Source organism: Bifidobacterium sp. ESL0764 (genome assembly GCF_029395515.1).
In the GTDB taxonomy this organism is placed as follows: domain Bacteria; phylum Actinomycetota; class Actinomycetes; order Actinomycetales; family Bifidobacteriaceae; genus Bifidobacterium.
This window is the reverse complement of sequence record NZ_CP113919.1, coordinates 590,670-605,575: the sequence shown is the minus strand read 5'-3', so window position 1 is coordinate 605,575 and position 14,906 is coordinate 590,670. Positions and strand designations below refer to the sequence as shown.

General features: G+C 59.7%; 7 protein-coding genes. 2 read left to right on the top strand and 5 right to left on the bottom strand.

Annotated elements, in window-relative coordinates; all coding sequences use genetic code 11:
- Positions 1-4: 4 nt before the first annotated feature.
- Both OZX71_RS02115 and OZX71_RS02110 read right to left on the bottom strand, forming a co-directional pair.
- Positions 5-640, bottom strand: coding sequence for a TetR/AcrR family transcriptional regulator (locus OZX71_RS02115; protein ID WP_277145607.1), 636 nt, complete (start codon positions 638-640; stop codon positions 5-7).
- A 70-nt stretch (positions 641-710) separates the two neighbouring features.
- Positions 711-2,906, bottom strand: coding sequence for a beta-galactosidase (locus tag OZX71_RS02110; RefSeq protein WP_277160326.1), 2,196 nt, complete (start codon positions 2,904-2,906; stop codon positions 711-713).
- Positions 2,907-3,125: 219 nt separating this feature from the next.
- On the opposite strand from OZX71_RS02110, the gene OZX71_RS02105 reads away from it, so the two are divergent.
- Positions 3,126-4,253, top strand: coding sequence for a tRNA-dihydrouridine synthase (locus OZX71_RS02105; RefSeq protein WP_277160325.1), 1,128 nt, complete (start codon positions 3,126-3,128; stop codon positions 4,251-4,253).
- 228 nt (positions 4,254-4,481) lie between these two features.
- Here the strand turns inward: OZX71_RS02105 and OZX71_RS02100 are convergent, their stop codons facing one another.
- From OZX71_RS02100 to nrdD, 3 genes are all read right to left on the bottom strand, one after another.
- Positions 4,482-9,566 carry an acyl-CoA dehydratase activase-related protein gene (locus OZX71_RS02100; RefSeq protein ID WP_277160324.1) on the bottom strand — a complete coding sequence of 1,695 codons (5,085 nt, stop codon included), beginning with the start codon at positions 9,564-9,566 and terminating at the stop codon, positions 4,482-4,484.
- A 301-nt stretch (positions 9,567-9,867) separates the two neighbouring features.
- Complete coding sequence (gene nrdG / locus OZX71_RS02095) at positions 9,868-10,587, bottom strand: anaerobic ribonucleoside-triphosphate reductase activating protein (protein ID WP_277160629.1); 720 nt, start codon at positions 10,585-10,587, stop codon at positions 9,868-9,870.
- A 196-nt stretch (positions 10,588-10,783) separates the two neighbouring features.
- Positions 10,784-13,180 (bottom strand): anaerobic ribonucleoside-triphosphate reductase, encoded by a 2,397-nt coding sequence (nrdD, locus tag OZX71_RS02090; protein ID WP_277160628.1) that lies wholly within the window; start codon positions 13,178-13,180, stop codon positions 10,784-10,786.
- A gap of 325 nt (positions 13,181-13,505) precedes the next feature.
- Here nrdD and xseA point away from each other — a divergent pair, with 325 nt between their 5' ends.
- Positions 13,506-14,834 carry an exodeoxyribonuclease VII large subunit gene (gene xseA, locus OZX71_RS02085; protein ID WP_277160323.1) on the top strand — a complete coding sequence of 443 codons (1,329 nt, stop codon included), beginning with the start codon at positions 13,506-13,508 and terminating at the stop codon, positions 14,832-14,834.
- Positions 14,835-14,906 lie beyond the last annotated feature (72 nt).

Below are 14,906 nucleotides of genomic sequence, written 5' to 3'. Positions count from 1 at the left end.
TTGCTCATAACGATCGATAACCATCCCAGATCGGGGAGGGAAACAGCAAGGACTCGATATCAAGCCATTCGGTCAGCATATCGATCGGAGGTTTACGCAGCCACCGCAGTTGTATACCGTCCAAAAACTCCATACATCTGCGCACAGAAGGCCGCATGTTGTTCCACTCCCCTATCTCGGGCGGTATCTTCCATATGAATTCCGAATAGTGCTCCCAAATCTGCTGTGGCCGATTCGTGAAAAGCTTATGCAGAGGATGATTGGGATTGGCCGCTTCGGTCGACAGAACATTGTAGAGCTGCACAAGGGATTTACGCTGGGCATTATATCCGACCAAATAACGCATATATGCCGGGAACAGCAAGTTATTGCTATCGCTTCCCGGCAATCCCGACTGTATGAATTCTTCAGGAGTGCCCGCATTGTCGTATATTTGCGTGATAACAGAAGAAAGCAGACTTTCCTTATTCTTCACATAATGCATCAAGCCGGGCTGACTCATACCTATCGCATCGGCGATATCAGTCAGCGTAAAGCCGTTGTATCCCCGTTCACTCATCAACCGCGTAGTTGCATCGATAATTTCTTTTCTACGTTGTTCCGGAGATTTACGTATCCGCTTCCCCTTTGAGTTAGCCATAATTGCCAGTATAACTTACCGCATCAAACAAACCATCGAATCGACCGGCACCGATCCCGTCGGCCGGATATCAGCGTGCCCCCTTCTGAACGACGGCAACGGCCAGATTCCAAGGCCCAATCGTCAACTCGTCTCCGGCCTCAATGCAAGTTCCGGACGCCGGACCGGACGCGTGATCCACAATCGCCGATCCGTTGGAAGCGACCTTGATGCCTCCTACGACCACCTTGCCTGATATTGGCGAGGCGAAGGACACCGGATCAGGTGAATAGTTCAGGAAATAAACGATGCGTTCACCGTTCTGATTAAACCCGACACGCACTGTCACCTGCCCGGCCAAGCTGACGCCCAACGACCTGACGCCTGCAGCATTGGCAGCATCGCGAACCACAGCACGCATTGCGTCAGCATCAAGAACAGTACCGACCCACTGCGCCCAGCCGAAGCCAAAGACGTGGCGGGTGATCGCAGCGTAGACTCCCCAAGCCGGATGGTCATAAGCAGCCAAAACCTGCGTGCCGTTGCCATTCGGTTTCAGCAGCTCAATCAACGCCTTGGCCTTGGTTTCCGGTTGCGTCACTCTTTTCGTCTCGGTCTCAGCTTCGGCTTGGCTTCGAGCCTTTGGTACGGCAAGAGCAGCTCCGTAGTCTTTTGCCGCCGGCACGACACCGACATCATTCGGCCGCGTGAACTGGTTGTAGCTCATGCCAAACACGTCGGTCAGCCCATGCGGAGCCCGGTCGTGCCAGACCGTCACATCATCGTCGGCGACAAACGAACGCAGCGAGGAGAGCAGGTGGCCGCCAGCTTTGACGTAGGCGCGCAACGTATCGACAGTACTTTGCGGAGCGCAATACAGCGCCGGCGTCAACACGAGTCGATATTGGTTCAGAGTCGCAACATCGACGTCTGCTGGCACGAAATCGGTTTCTATATTCAACTCGAACAACGCATCGTAATACATTCGAACGATGTCGTTGTAACGCAGCCCGCCGTCAGTCGGGAATCCGGTTTCCAGCGTGAACCAGTCAAGTGCGCCCAGCGCCTCGTTGGACACCATGATGGCAACCTGGTTGCGCTTGCGCAAATGCTTTAAGCAACTCTGCACCTCAGGCCGGGCGATTTCCTGCCCAAAAACACCGGCTTCCTCATACGTCGGATTTGGCTCAAAGTCGTGGCTCAACAGACCCTTCCAGTAAGTCTCGAAAGAATTGTGGATAGAATGCCAATGCCAGTACATCACGCTGTCCGCACCGCTGGCCAGGTGGCTGTAGGCCTGCAAACGAAGCTGACCGGGATAGGGCAACCAACCATGCTGGCCTTGCGCCTCGGTTTCGAGCACGAGATAGTTCTGTCCGCCTTTGGCCGAACGGGCCATATCGCCACCGAACGCGATCTGCTTGCCGGTAAGCTCGTCCTCGCTGGGATGGTAGATATCGACACCCACGATATCCAACGCCTTGGCCGCCTCGAAATGGCTGACCGCCGGCTGCACGCCGAAGGAATAGCCGCGCCATTCATAATCGAAATTATGGGTGACGAACTGGTCGCCCCTGGCGTATTCGCGTACGATACCGGCCTGCCAAGCCAGGTATTGCGCTACTTGCGAACGCCTGAACCTGTCGAATTGCGCGCGCAACGACTCGTTGACGGCTCCGGTTACGTCGGGAAAATCCTCCCAAGCATTGATGCGGTTCGACCAATAGTCAAGTCCGAACGCGGCATTGAGCACATCCAGATCGTCATGGAACCGCTCGCGAAGATATTTGACAAACAACATCTGCATATCGGGCGAGACGCAGTCATAGTATTTCGTCTCGTTATCGACCTGATAGCCGATGACCGCGGGATTCTGGGCGACATGAGCGATCAGTCTTCTGATGACACGTTCGGCATAGTACCGGTACGAAGGATTGACGATATCCATAATCTGCCGGGCGCCATATTTGCCGGGACCCTCCGGGGTCACCGCAAGCACGTCGGGATGCATGCGCACCAGCCACGTCGGCACGGCGTAGGTCGGCGTGCCGATAATCACAGAAATGCCATGCCGCTCAGCCGCGTCGAGTACACGGTCGATATGGGAGAAATCGAAGACACCCGGTTGAGGCTCGCACGTGCTCCACGTCGATTCGGCGATGCGGATGGTATCGATGCCGATATGCCGCATCATCTCCATATCCTTGTCAACCCGGTCAAGCCCACGCGGCACATACTCGTCGTAATACGCCGCACCGAAAAGAATCCTGTCCGGCAACTTTGCCAATCGATCTGTTCCGTTCATATCTGCCTACGCAATCTTCTGTACTGTCGTCCTTGACTTTCAAGTCGACTCCGACCTCACTACCGGTGATATCCATCATGCATCACCATGGCTACGAAACTATACCATCGTGTTTCGTCCCGTGCCGTCGAGTCAACGTCGAAATCAATCCGCCATGCTTAGAATGGGAATATCGAAATCGGTGAGATAAAGGAGCAGAACATGACCACAGACCATCGCAGCACGCTGTTTTCGCCATTGATCCTTCCTACACCCGACGGAACGGGGTTGACCTTGCGCAACCGCACCATCCTCTCCCCCATGTGCCAGTATGCCGTCGAGAAGATGGACGGGGTGGCCACCGACTGGCACCTGCAGCATTACGGGTCCATCGCCGCCGGCGGGTTCGGGCTGCTCACCATCGAGTCGACCGGGGTTGATCCGGTCGGCAGGATTTCACCGCGAGACCTCGGCATGTACAGCGACGAACAGGAGGCCGCTCACCGGCACCTGGTCTCCTTCATCCACTCGCAAGGCGCGGCTGCAGCCGTACAGCTCAACCACGCGGGTGGCCGCGCCTCAGGCAAGCCTTGGCTTCCCGGCATGCACGGCGGTTCGGCACCGATCGAGGACGGTGGATGGCAGACGGTGGGGATGACCGACCAATCCATCGCCAAAGGCTATCGTCCGACGACGAAACTGGACAAAGCCGGCATCGAACAGATCGTCTCGGATTTTGCCGCGGCCGCACGCCGCGCCGACGCCGCCGGCTACGACGTCATTCAGATCCATGCCGCACACGGCTATCTGCTTCATCAGTCGCTTTCTCCGCTGACCAACACCCGCGACGACAAATACGGCGGCACCGAGGAGAACCGATTCCGGCTCACGCGCGAGGTCGTGGACGCGGTACGCGAGGTGTGGCCGAAAACCAAGCCGCTCGGCATCCGCATCTCCGCCACCGACTGGGTCGAAGGCGGGCTTGATGTGGAGGCCACGTCGCGTCTGATGCGCGATCTGGTCAAAAACCATGGCATCACCTGGGTCGATGTGTCCTCCGGCGGGCTGGTCAACACACCGCTGCAGCCTTCCGGCCCCGGATTCCATGCGGTGTTGGGAGCACAGATCAAACGTGCCCTGGCCGACACCGACGCGATCGTCAGCGTGGTCGGCGGCATTTGTAGCCCGGAACAGGCCGAGACGATGCTGCGCACCCGCCAGGTCGATGCCGTCTCGATCGGACGCGCCGCGATGCGCAACCCGCACTGGCCCGCGATGGCCGCCGCGCGTCTGGGCGTGCCGCGCGAAGCCATCCCCGCCGCCGCGCAATACTGGCGTGCCGAATGGTGAGACTTGGCGGCTGAGCAGTAAAACTCAGTGCGCCGAGTGGGGCTACTGATTTGGGTATTGAGCCCTCGTGCTCTTTCATTTCATCTATCGCATCTTTTATGGACCGATGGCATAAACCGGTATCATGGCCTCTCGGCCAACAACGGAAGCCGGGCGATACCCGCCAACAGGTATCGCCCGGCTTTCAGATTGTTGATACGGCTTCAATCAACGACTATCGACGACCGTTCAGTCGGCCTTGGCCAGCTTCTGGTCGGCCTTCTTTGCGGCGGCGATCATCAGCTTGATACGGTTGAGCTGGTTGGCGGCCGAAGCGCCCGGATCATAATCGATCGAGACAATGTTGGCCTCAGGATGCAGGCGCCGGATCTTGCCGAACATGCCACGTCCGGTGACATGGTTGGGCAGGCAGGCGAACGGCTGGGCACACACGACGTTCGGGCAGCCGGACTTGATGAGTTCCAGGATCTCGGCGGTCAACAGCCAGCCTTCGCCGGCCTGCACACCGATCGAGGTGACCGTGGAGGCCATCTTCACCAGCTCCGGCATCGGGGTGTCCTGGCTGAACTTGCCGTGCGCAAGGTCGATGGCCCGGCGCACCGGGTTCAGGATCCGGTCGAGTCCCCAACGCATCAGCGCATAGAGCTTCTTGTTGCCGCCCATGCCGGTGTTCTTCTCGTTCCAGTCGGTGATGTAGGGACGGGTGGTCATGAATTCCATGATGCCGGGCACCACGGCCTCGCAACCCTGTTCCTCGATCTGGTCGACCAGATGGTTGTTGGCGTCGGGATGGTACTTCACGAGAATCTCGCCGACCACGCCGACGCGCGGTTTGCGTGGGATGTTGCGCAGCGGCAGGGCGTCGAAACTCTTGACGATCTCGTTCAACAGCGTCTGGTAGGGCAGATAACCCTTGCCGATCTTTCGCTTGGCGGTCGCCGAATGGCCGTGATGCTCGATGGTCTCGCGCACGATCTTGTCCCACATCTCATAGAGCTTGTTGGCGCTGCCCTTGACCTTCTCATACGGCCGCACGCGGTAATGGCACTTCATCAAGAGGTCTCCGATGACCAACGCCTTGACCGCACGCCACAACAGCGTCGGGGTCGCCGTGAAACCGGGGTTGTCCTCGATGCCCTGAGTGGAGAGCGCGATGACCGGCACCTGCGGGTAGCCGGCGTCGACCAGCGCCTTGCGGATCAGGCCATAATAGTTCGTGGCACGGCACATACCGCCGGTCTGCGTGATGGCCAAGCAGACCTTGTCGGGGTCGTACTTGCCCTTGATGATCGAATCGACCAGCTGCCCCACGACCATGATGGCCGGGTAGCACGCGTCGTTGTTGACATATTTGAGGCCGGTCTCCACGTCCTGCTGGTCGGCCATCTTCAAGACGTCGAACTTGTAGCCGCCGGAACGGATCACGGCCTCGACCAGGCTCATGTGCACCGGGCTCATCTGCGGGGCGACGATGGTGTAGTCGCGGCGCATGGTCTTCTCGAAACGCACCTTGTGGGCGTAGGCGGAAATCGTGCCCTTGCTGCGTTTCTTGTCTTTGCCGTCAGTGGACTTGCCGGCGTTCGAAGCGACGTTTGCCCGCTCGGTTTTCGCGCTGCCTGCGGCGGCACTCTTGCCATTGGCCCGGCGTGAAGCCTCTTTCATGGACTGGGTGAGCTTCGGATTCGCCTTCATGACGCTGTCGAGCAAGACCTGACGGCCCGGGGTCGGAGCCTTGGAACCGGTTTTGCGGAACTCGCCCTGACGATCGGCTGGGGCTTCCGCGTTATCGGAATCATCAGAAGAATCAGTGGAATCGACAACTGCAGACGCAGCAACGTTCTGTTTGGCGGTTTCAGCCTTGTTTTCCGCTGCATCGACGGCAGCCTGGGCTGCAGCCAATTGCGCTTTGGCTTCTTCGAGCTTGTTCTCGGCGTCCTTCAATTCGGCTTCGCGCTTGGCCGCAGCCTCTTCGCGAGCCTTCGCCTCGGCAGCCTCCTTGGCCATTTCGTCGGCACCGCTTTCGGCGCGCTCTTCTGCAGCAACCTGCTTGGATTCCGCCACGACTCTCTGATTGCCGGCATCGCCAGCAGGCTTTGCTTCAATCTCAGCCTTGGCCGCGGCACGCGCGAGCTTGGCCTTGTTGGCCTCGCGTTCCTCGATGGCCGCCTTGAGCGAGCGCAGACGAATCTTCGCCGCACCGAGGTTGCTGACCTCGTCGATCTTCAGCAGCGTGTAGACGTCGGCCTTGTCGGCCAAAATCTCGCTGACCTGATCGGTGGTGATGGCGTCGATGCCGCAGCCGAAGGAGTTGAGCTGCACCAGTTCGAGCCCCGGGTAGGAGGCGACGAAATTCGCCGCCGCATACAGCCTGGAATGATAGGCCCACTGGTTGGCCACACGCAACGGCATGTTGATGACCTTGCGATCGCCCACCTCGCGGAACCCGCCTTCGTCCTTGGCTCGCGGGTCCTTCTCGCCTTCGCTCAAAAACTCGCTCAAGTGCAGGTTCTGGCCCGGCTGCAACTCGCAGATGGAGTCCTCGGAGAGCACCACCATTCCCAGCGAGCAGATGGTCTCGGGGATGCCGTGGTTGATTTCGGGATCGATGTGGTAGGGGCGGCCGGCCAGCACGATGCCGCGGCAGTCGTGTTCCTTCATATAGGCGAGCGCGCGCAGGCCTTCCTGCTGCACGTCGTGCTTGAAGATCTTGTCTTCGGCGTACGCGGCCTTGACGGCCTTTTCGGCCTCTTCGCGGGTGACGTTGGTCCACGCGAATTCCTCGACGATGCGGTCGACCATCAGCTCATGGTCGGCGAGGTTGAAGTAGGGGCGCATGTAGCGGATGCCGGGTTCGCGCAGCTCGGCCATGTTCGCCTCGATGACGACCGGGTAGTTGGCGACGATCGGGCAGTTGTAATGGTTGTCGGTGTCGCCTTCGACCAGGTTCTCCTCGTAGGAGACGCACGGGTAGAAGATGGTCTTGACCCCGCGGTCCAGCAGCCACTTGATGTGCCCGTGCACCATCTTGGCCGGGTAGCAGATGTTTTCCGAGGCGATGGATTCGATGCCGGATTGGAAGAGCTCGTGGCTCGATCGGCCGGAAAGCCGGACCTTGAAGCCGAGGTTGGTCAAGAGGGTGAACCAGAACGGGTAGTTCTCGTACATGTTCAGCGCGCGCGGGATGCCGATCTCGCCGCGGTAGGCCTTTTTGTCGGTCAGGCGACGGTAGGCGAAGACGCGCTTGTACTTGTAATCGTAGAGGTTTGGCCGGTCGCTGCGCTCGGCCTTGGCGTCGGCACCGCGTTCGCAGCGGTTGCCGGTCACGTAACGCGAGCCGTCCTGGAAGGTGGTGATGGTGAGCTTGCAACGGTTCTGGCAGCGCTTGCACACGTCACGCTCGGAGGTCATCGACAGGTGGTCGAGTTCGTCGCCCTCGACGATGGCGGATTTGGTGTGTTCCGCGCTCTCGTCGAGTTCGTGGGCATCCTCATAATGCATGCGGGCGGTCAGCGCCGCGCCGAACGCACCCATCAGGCCGGCGATGTTCGGCCTGGTCACCTTTTTGCCGGTCAGCAGTTCGAAGGCGCGCAGCACGGCGTCGTTCAGGAACGTACCACCCTGCACCTCGATGGTGTCGCCGAGCTGGCCGGAATCGCGCAGCTTGATGACCTTGTAGAGCGCGTTGCGCACCACGGAATAGCACAGGCCCGCCGCGATGTTCTCGACGGTGGCGCCTTCCTTCTGCGCCTGCTTGACCGACGAGTTCATGAACACGGTGCAGCGCGAACCCAAGTCGACCGGGTGGTCGCTTCTCAGCGCAGCCTGGGTGAATTCCTCGATGGTCAGGCCCATGGAATAGGCGAAGGTCTGCAGGAACGAGCCGCAGCCCGACGAGCAAGCCTCGTTGACGGAAATCGAGTCGATGACGCCGTCGGCGATGGCGAGGTACTTCATGTCCTGCCCGCCGATGTCGATGACGGCGGTGACGCCCGGGCTCACCATTTCGGCGCCGCGATAGTGCGCCATGGTCTCCACCACGCCCTCGTCCAGGTGCAGGCCGGTGGTGATCAGTCCTTCCCCGTAACCGGTGGCGCAGCTGCGTGCGATCCACGCCTCGGCCGGCAATTCGTTCTCGATCTTGCGTACGATTTCCACGGCCGCATCGAGCGGGCTTCCGTCGTTAGTGCCGTAGGACGACCATACGATCTCGCGGTCGTCGTTGATCAGCGTCGCCTTGATGGTGGTCGAGCCGGCGTCGATACCAAGGAAATGCGGGCCCTTCGCGCCTTCAAGCGTGCCGACCTTGATCTGCTCCTTATGGTGGCGTTCGTTGAATTCGCGCCGGTCCTCTTCGGTCGGGAAGAGCGGCGGCATCGTCGCAGTGTCGACCGGCTTGTTCTTCAAGGCCTCAAGGTCGTCGATGATCTCCTGGCAGCTGCGAGGCTCAAAGTGCTGGCCGACATCGAGCTCGTTGTCGTCGCCGCACATGAGCGCGGAACCATAGGCCACATAAAGGTGGGCGTTCTCGGGAACGATGAACCTGTCGACCTTACCTTCAAGCGCGCGTGCGAAGGCCTCGCGAAGCTCGGAAAGGAAGAACAACGGCCCGCCGAGGAAGACCACGTTGCCGTGAATCGGACGGCCGGAAGCGAGGCCGGCGATGGTCTGCGTGGCCACTGCGGTGAAGATGGAGGCGGCGAGGTCGGGCTTGTCGGCACCGTCATTGATCAGCGGCTGCAGGTCGGATTTGGCGAAGACGCCGCAGCGCGAGGCGATCGGGTAGAGAATCTTGTAATTCTTGGCCATGTCGTTCAAGCCGCTGGCATCCGTATCCAGCAGGGTGGCCATCTGGTCGATGAACGCGCCCGTGCCGCCCGCGCAGGAACCGTTCATGCGCTGCTCCGGTGTCGGCTTGAGATAAGTGATCTTTGCGTCTTCGCCGCCGAGTTCGATGATGACGTCGGCTTCGGGGTAGACCTGGTCGATGGCCTTGGTTTCGGCAATGACCTCCTGGACGAACGGCACGTTCATATCGTCGGCCAGGCCCAGGCCACCGGAACCGGTGATGGCCAGGTTGATCGGCTGGCAGCCCCGCCCGTCCTCTTCAAGCTGTTTCTTGACGTCACGCAGCAACCCGGCCACCGTGGCGCGCACATTGGCGTTATGACGCCGATAATCGGCGAAGAGCACGTCCTTCAGGTCGCTGCTTTTGTCCAGCACAACGGCCTTGACCGTAGTTGAACCGATATCGAGCCCGACCCGCAGGGGCGTAACCTCATGCTCCGTTGTCTTGGTTTCCATCACGTCAGCCATGCCTGAATCCTCACCATTCCCATAAACCCGCCGCGTTTTTACGTAACCTGACGCTGTGAGTTTACACACATATACATTGCTAGATTAGTCTCGACACAGCCCAGCAGTAAGGAACTTCACCGTGATTCAGCTCACAGTAGTAAGCAGTGTGACCTACATCTCTTGACAACCATCACGTTTCATGCTTCTTCGCGTTGTCGCATTCGTTGTCCACCAGCTTTGTCACGTCGTAGTCAAAAAGGTTGATGAATCCCTCACCTGTTGCGTATCCTCTGAATACCCAAACCGCCCGAACCGTCGATCAGCTCGCGGCACCTTCGCCGGCGGAGCGGTCCTTGCCGTAGACCTCGGGGATGAAGCGGTGCTGGTCGTGGAGCTTGGACCAGATCACCGGTTTGACCGAACCGGATTCGTCGTGCGCGCGCAATGAGGCCGGCACGTCGATGATGCGCTGGTTGCTGGAGCCGCGGAATTGCAGAAGCGAGTCGTGGTGGTCTTTCATATATCGTCCGTCCACCAGGATGTCGACATCGCGCAGCAGCTCGAGCTTGTCGTCGCTTTCGCCGGGGCGCATGAGTTCCTCCCACGTGTAGCCCGTCCAGCACCAGATGTCCTTGCTGTGCCCGAATTCCTTACGGATGCGCTTGGCAAGACGCAGCAGCACGCCGGTGTTGAGCAGCGGCTCGCCGCCGAGGAAGGTGATGCCTTGAACGACGTCATTGCCCAGATCCTTGATGACCTTGTCCTCAAAACCCTGAGTATAAGGATGGCCGGCCTGAAAATCCCAGATGGATTCGTTGAAGCACTCGACGCAGTGGAACGGACAGCCGGAAACGTAGACGGAGCAGCGGATGCCCTCGCCGTCGGTCATCACCAGCGGCTTGTAGTCGGCGATCATGTCGTGGCTGAGCCGCTCGCTCGTCCACTGCCCCGCCTTCGGGTTATTGGCCAGCGCCGTGGGAATCCACGGCCCACGACCCTGCTCATCCGCGGCGAAATCATGCAACTTGCCACCTGCCAGCTTGCCCATATCGTTCCCCCTTTACTTCGACCGCCACCTCAAACTCGTGACGTGGGAAAATCTCTCGCACAATAATAAAAAAGAAGCTGCTTCATCACTCGGTAGTTCCAGCATCACCGGGCAAAGTAAAGGCGGTCACCGAACAACCAGTGAACCGCCTTTACCTCACTATCTGGAAATCTGGAAAACTACCGAATCAACGGGCCTCTTCGTACCATTCACGCTCGGTGCCGTCCTTCAGCACGACGTGGCCGGTCTCGCCGCTCATGTGCTTGGCGCGATGCGTGATCTCCTCGTGACGGCCATGCACCATCGGGCGCTGCACCGGGTTGCCGAGGTAGCCGCAGGTGCGCTTGGTGACGTTGCACTTGTCGGGGTCGGAGTTGCCGCACTCGGGGCATTTGAAGCCCTCTTCGGTCGGTTCGAAGTCGCCCTCGAAGCCGCAGACGTAGCAGTGGTCGATCGGGGTGTTGGTGCCGAGGTAGCCGATGCCGATGTTGTGGGCGTAATCCCACACGGCCTCGAGCGCCTTCGGGTTGGTCTGCAGCGTCGGGAACTCGCAGTAGTTGATGAAGCCGCCCGAAGCGTAGTACGGGAAGTCCTTCTCGTAGTCGAGCTTCTCCATCGGGGTTGGCGACAGCCAGACCGGATAGTGGAAGGAGTTGGTGTAGAAGTCGTGGTCGGTCACGCCCGGCACGCGGCCGAACTTCTCGCGGTCCATGCGGTTGAAGCGGTCGGTCAGCGACTCGGCAGGCGTGGAATAGAGCGAATAGTGATAACCCTCTTCCTTGGCCCACTTGGCACACAGCTCGTTCATCTTCTTCACGATCGAGAGCGCGAACTCCTTGCCTTCCGCGTCCCAGCTGTGGTCCTTCATCCAATCCTTGCCGTAGAAGACGCTGGTCGCCTCATAGAGGCCGATATAGCCGAGCGAGACGGTGGCGCGGTCGCGGTTGAAGAGCTGGTCGACGTTGTCGTTGGCAGCCAAGCGGCCGAAGGCACCGTAACGATAGAGCGTCGGCGCGTTGATCGGCTTGGCCTGCTTGCAGCGCATGATACGGAACTGCAAGGCTTCGTGAGCGACGTCCATGCGCTCGTCGAAGATCTTCCAGAAGCGGTCCTTGTCACCGCGAGATTCCAACGCGATACGCGGGATGTTGACGGTGACCACACCGAGGTTCAAGCGGCCTTCCTCCTCATCCTTGCCGGTGTCGGGATTGGTCCACCTGGGCAGGAACGAACGGCAGCCCATCGGCGCCTTGAAGGAGCCGGTGATCTTGACGAGGTTCTCGTAGAAGAGAATGTCGGGGTACATGCGCTTGGTCGAGCACTCAAGCGCGAGCTGCTTCAGGTCGTAGTTCGGATCGCCCGGCTCGGAGTTGACGCCGTGCTTGATCGCGTAGGTGAGCTTCGGGAAGATCGCGGTGTGGTGGTCGCGGCCGAGGCCCAAGATGCGCACCAGGAAAATGCAGCGGGTGATCTCACGAGAGAACCAAGAGGTGCCGAGCCCGAAGCCGACGGTGACGAACGGGGTCTGGCCGTTGGAGACGCGGTTGGAGTTGATCTGGTATTCCATGGTCTGCATGGCGTCGTAGATGGCCTTGCGGGTCATGATTTTGGCGTAGATCTCGCGGATCTGCTCGAGCTTCGGAGCGTCGGCGTGGAACGGAGTGTCCTGCGGAATCGGCTTGCGGTCGGCGTCGAAGTGCAGGGTCTTGGGCTCGTTGGCCTTCAGCCCGTCGACGATCTCCTGGGCCACATCCTCGGGCATGGAATCCGGGATCATGGTGTGGGCCTGGTCGAGGAACTTCTTATAGTCCTTGCGGGCGTATTCGTCGAGCATCTCGTCGGCGCGGTTGACGGTCTGGCCGCCGTACTGGTCGCCCGCGATGTCCTTGATGATCTGCGTGATCTGCGTGGCGGCGGTGCCGATGGACTTCGGGGTGTCCATCATCGCGTTGCCCAGCTCGAAGCCATTGTGCAGCATGTCGGCGAAGTTCGGCAGCGAGCAGTTGGTCTCGGCGGTGAACGGCGAGTAATCGGCATCGTGGAAGTGGATGTCACCCTTCATATGGGCGTTGGAGACGCGCTTCGGGAGCATCGAGAAGGCGGAGGCCTTGGAGACGGCCCCGGCCAAGAGGTCGCGCTGCGTGGCGTAGACGTTGGAATCCTTGTTGGCGTTCTCGCGCACCAGCGTCTCGTCCTTGTTGACCAAGCGGTCGACGGCGGCGTTGATATCGGTGGCCTTGGCGCGGTCGATGTCCTTGTTGAGACGATAGTTCGTATAGTTGCGAGCCACTTCGTAGAGATGGTTTTCGACCAGTCCGTGCTCGACGAGGTTTTGGATGTCCTCGATCTTGGCCGGGCCGCTGTAACGCTCCTTGACTTCGCCTTCGATGCCGTTGGCGAGATCGCGGATCATCTGTTCCTCTTCAGGACCGACTTCCTTGTTGAGATCCTTAAAGGCCGATTTCACTGCCGCGATGATGTTCACCGGGTCAAAATCAACAATCCGCCCGTCACGCTTTTCCACCAGTACGGTTTTTGTCGCCGTCGTTGGCTTTGCCGGCGCATCCAGAACCTGAGCCTGCATCACATACCTTCCTCTGCAACTAACAAGACGCCGACACAGATCTACAAATCACATGGATGAAATCACACGCGTGTAACTTTCTGTGTCTTCCCTCACTATACGACGCCCCAAATACTATATCTAGGGATTCAATCGGCGTTTCTCCCCCAGATTTAGTAATAATGGCGGAATAGTGCGGAAATTCATAGTTTAAAATTTTCACATTTGTTTTTTCGTCGGCTTGTCTCGCAAAAACCTTGAACATTTGTCCAGCCTCGAATCAAGGAATCTTGATATTCGTCTCAAGATAGCCTTCCTTGTCCTTCATCAAGAGGATTGTGGAATCATGGCATTCAACACGAGATATGGGTATGCGGCACCCAACCAAAACGCAAGTCCGGGCACCGATCCGGGACCGGGGGGCCAACTTGGGTTGAGACGTCCCGGCGAGCTGCCGCGGCTCGCGCGCGACACCACGCCCGAGAACCCCTGGCCGGTGAGCGTGGTCAGCCAGAAATACCATGACGCCGTGCGCCGCTGGCCCGGTTCATGGGTCGAGGGGCAGATCGTCGAAATCAACATGCGCCGCGCCAGTTCCGGCTATATCACCCTGCGCGACAATTTCGAGGACATCTCGATATCGGTGATGGGCTTCCGCAACTTCGTGGCCATGGCCTCGGGCTTCCACCAAGGCGACCGCGTGGTCATCCACGGCAAGCCCGACGTGTGGATCAAGGCCACGCGCCTGAGCTTTGTGGCCGACGACATCCGCCGCATCGGCGCCGGCGACCTCAAGGCCCAGATCGACGAGCTGCGCAAGAAGCTCAAAGGCGAAGGCCTGTTCGACGCCGAGAACAAGGTGACGCTGCCGGAATTCCCGAAGTGCATCGGCCTGATCTGCGCCCCCCAGGCACGCGCGGAAGGCGACGTCATCACCAACGTCAACCTGCGCTGGCCGGCCGTGAAATTCAAGGTGGTGCACGCGCACGTCCAAGGCGTGCAGTGCCCACAGGAGGTCACCGCCGCGATCCAAAAGCTTGACGCCGACCCGGACGTGGACGTCATCATCGTGGCACGTGGCGGCGGCAGTTTCGAGGACCTTATCGGTTTCTCCGACGAAGGCGTGGTGCGAGCCACCGCAGCCTGCGTCACTCCTATCATTTCGGCCGTCGGCCACGAGGATGACTGGACGCTGATCGATCTGGCCAGCGATCTGCGCGCTTCCACCCCCACCGACGCCGCAAAGAAAGTGGTGCCGGACGTGCGTGAGCAATGGCAGCTCATCGCCAACGCCCGCACGCAGATGAACATGCGCGTTCGCGCCCGCGTCGACAACGAAATCCGCGTCATCGAAGGCTACGCGAACCGGCCAAGTCTCACCCATCCGCGCACGATGCTCGAGCCGCACCAGCGGTTCCTGGACGAGTCGGTGCAGCGTATGCAGCTGGGATTGACCAGAATCGTGGACGACGCCAGCCTGACCGTCGAAAAACTGCACGCCAGCCTCAAGGCCCTGAGCCCGCAGTCCACGCTCGACCGCGGGTATGCCGTGGTGCAGGCGGCCAACGGACACGTGCTCGACGATGCTTCGACAGTTTCTCCGGGCGATACGCTGACCCTGACTCTGAAGAAGGGCGAGGTGGTCACGGAGGCGAAAACCGTCAATCCGAAATAACGGAAACGGCGGCAGCTTCCCGGCACCACGAATATCCAATAACATCAAGCAACAGCAACAAAGAATATAAGG

Bases quoted from the DNA above. Each gene is read 5' to 3' on its own strand.
- OZX71_RS02115 (WP_277145607.1), bottom strand. From the start codon at position 640: ATGGCTAACTCAAAGGGGAAGCGGATACGTAAATCTCCGGAACAACGT.
- OZX71_RS02105 (WP_277160325.1), top strand. From the start codon at position 3,126: ATGACCACAGACCATCGCAGCACGCTGTTTTCGCCATTGATCCTTCCT.
- OZX71_RS02100 (WP_277160324.1), bottom strand. From the start codon at position 9,566: ATGGCTGACGTGATGGAAACCAAGACAACGGAGCATGAGGTTACGCCC.
- nrdD (WP_277160628.1), bottom strand. From the start codon at position 13,180: ATGCAGGCTCAGGTTCTGGATGCGCCGGCAAAGCCAACGACGGCGACA.
- xseA (WP_277160323.1), top strand. From the start codon at position 13,506: ATGGCATTCAACACGAGATATGGGTATGCGGCACCCAACCAAAACGCA.